The organism is Atribacter sp., assembly GCF_035418125.1.
In the GTDB taxonomy this organism is placed as follows: Bacteria; Atribacterota; Atribacteria; order Atribacterales; family Atribacteraceae; genus Atribacter; species Atribacter allofermentans.
The window spans coordinates 1-1,512 of sequence record NZ_DAOLQM010000366.1; the positions used below are offsets into that span (position 1 = coordinate 1).

The 1,512-nt window shown below is 42.1% G+C and carries 2 protein-coding genes; both read right to left on the bottom strand.

The features are described from left to right. Positions 1-935, bottom strand: a 935-nt coding sequence (locus PLK24_RS11430) for a FecCD family ABC transporter permease (RefSeq protein WP_324479258.1), incomplete at its 3' end; no start/stop codon positions are given. Continuing rightward, positions 932-1,512: sirohydrochlorin cobaltochelatase (locus PLK24_RS11435; protein ID WP_324479260.1), on the bottom strand; the 581-nt coding region annotated here is incomplete at its 5' end. The genes PLK24_RS11435 and PLK24_RS11430, both read right to left, overlap by 4 nt.

A 1,512-nucleotide genomic window follows, 5' to 3' on the forward strand; every position in this document is an offset into this window, starting at 1 on the left:
GCAACTAAAAGTAAAAGGGCTCCTCCGATGATGGAAATTGGGAGGAGCAAACGATGATCGGGTCCTATTACAATTCGGAATAAATGAGGAACGATTAGGCCGACAAACCCGATCACTCCTCCAATTGATACTGCAGCAGCAATGGCGAAAGAAGAAATTATCAATGCAAATAACCGAATAAAAACTGGGTTTAAACCTAACTGAAGAGCTTGGTCGTCACCAAGACAGAGGATATTCAAAGAATCACTGACCAAGCCCAGCATGATAAAAAGGATAACGCTAAAAGGAAGGAGAAGGGTGATATTTTGCCAGGTTAGGCCTACCAAACTTCCCATGATCCAAAAAAGGACGCTACTCACTTCTTCCTTAAAAAGATATTTTAAAAAGCTAATACCAGCTGAAAATATTGAGCTGACAATAACCCCTGATAAGATAAGCCGAGTTGGATGCAGGGTTTTTCTGGTTCCCCCCAAAAGAATAACAATCATTAAAGAAGCCAGACCCCAAAAAAATGCTAATAAAACTGGATTTTGATAACCTAAATATAAGGCCAATGAGCCACCGAAAGCTGCACCAGAAGAAATCCCCAGAGTAAAAGGACTGGCTAAAGGGTTGAGCAGAACGGCTTGAAATAACGTTCCACATCCAGCGAGAATACCGCCAATCAACATACTTCCCAAAATACGGGGAAGACGAATATTAAAAACCACATCCTGCCATATCTGATTTTCACTGGTGCGATTAAACATAATAGTGAGAACATCAAGAAAAGGGATCTGAATAAATCCAGAACCACAAAAGAAAAAAAACAATACCACTAATCCACTTAAAAGGATGAAGATTAGAATACCTGCTCTTTTTTTCCTTTCAAAGAAGACCCGAGTACGGTCAGGGATAGCTGATCGTACTCGGGTGAATCCACAATGAGTCATCATTTCTTAGGGAGCAGGTCTTTGATATGCTCAATCCAGATTTGGACCATTTGATCGTTTTCTCCTAACCCATCCAGAGTAGCTTGAACCTCATAGCCAGCTTTTTTAAGTACCGTCTTCCAGGAATCGGCTTCATCACCGGCAATATCATTGCGAGCATGGTCTCCAGCGACCAGCATGAAGGTTTTCAGGGTGACTCGTTGAGCATTCATGGCCTTTAATTGGGAAAGAATATCTTCGATGGTGGGATACCCTTCTATGGTCCCAACCAAAACCTTAGGCCCATAGTGTTTTTGGAGCATATTTTGGAGCTGAGAATAACAACTGTTGGCGGGATGTTCGGTTCCGTGACCAACTAAAACCAACACCTCTCCAGCATTGGAAGTGTATTGCTTCATATCGTTTTCCAAAGCAACCACAACCTTTTCATAATCTGCTTCATTGGTCAGCAAGGGATCACCGATTTCGATTCGAGAAAAAATAGGTTGATAGTGAGGATCGTTCATGGTTCGAAAAGCATTGGTGATGGAGAGAATCTCGTGGAATTCACTCCCCGACATGATTTGCAGAGGTTGAACGA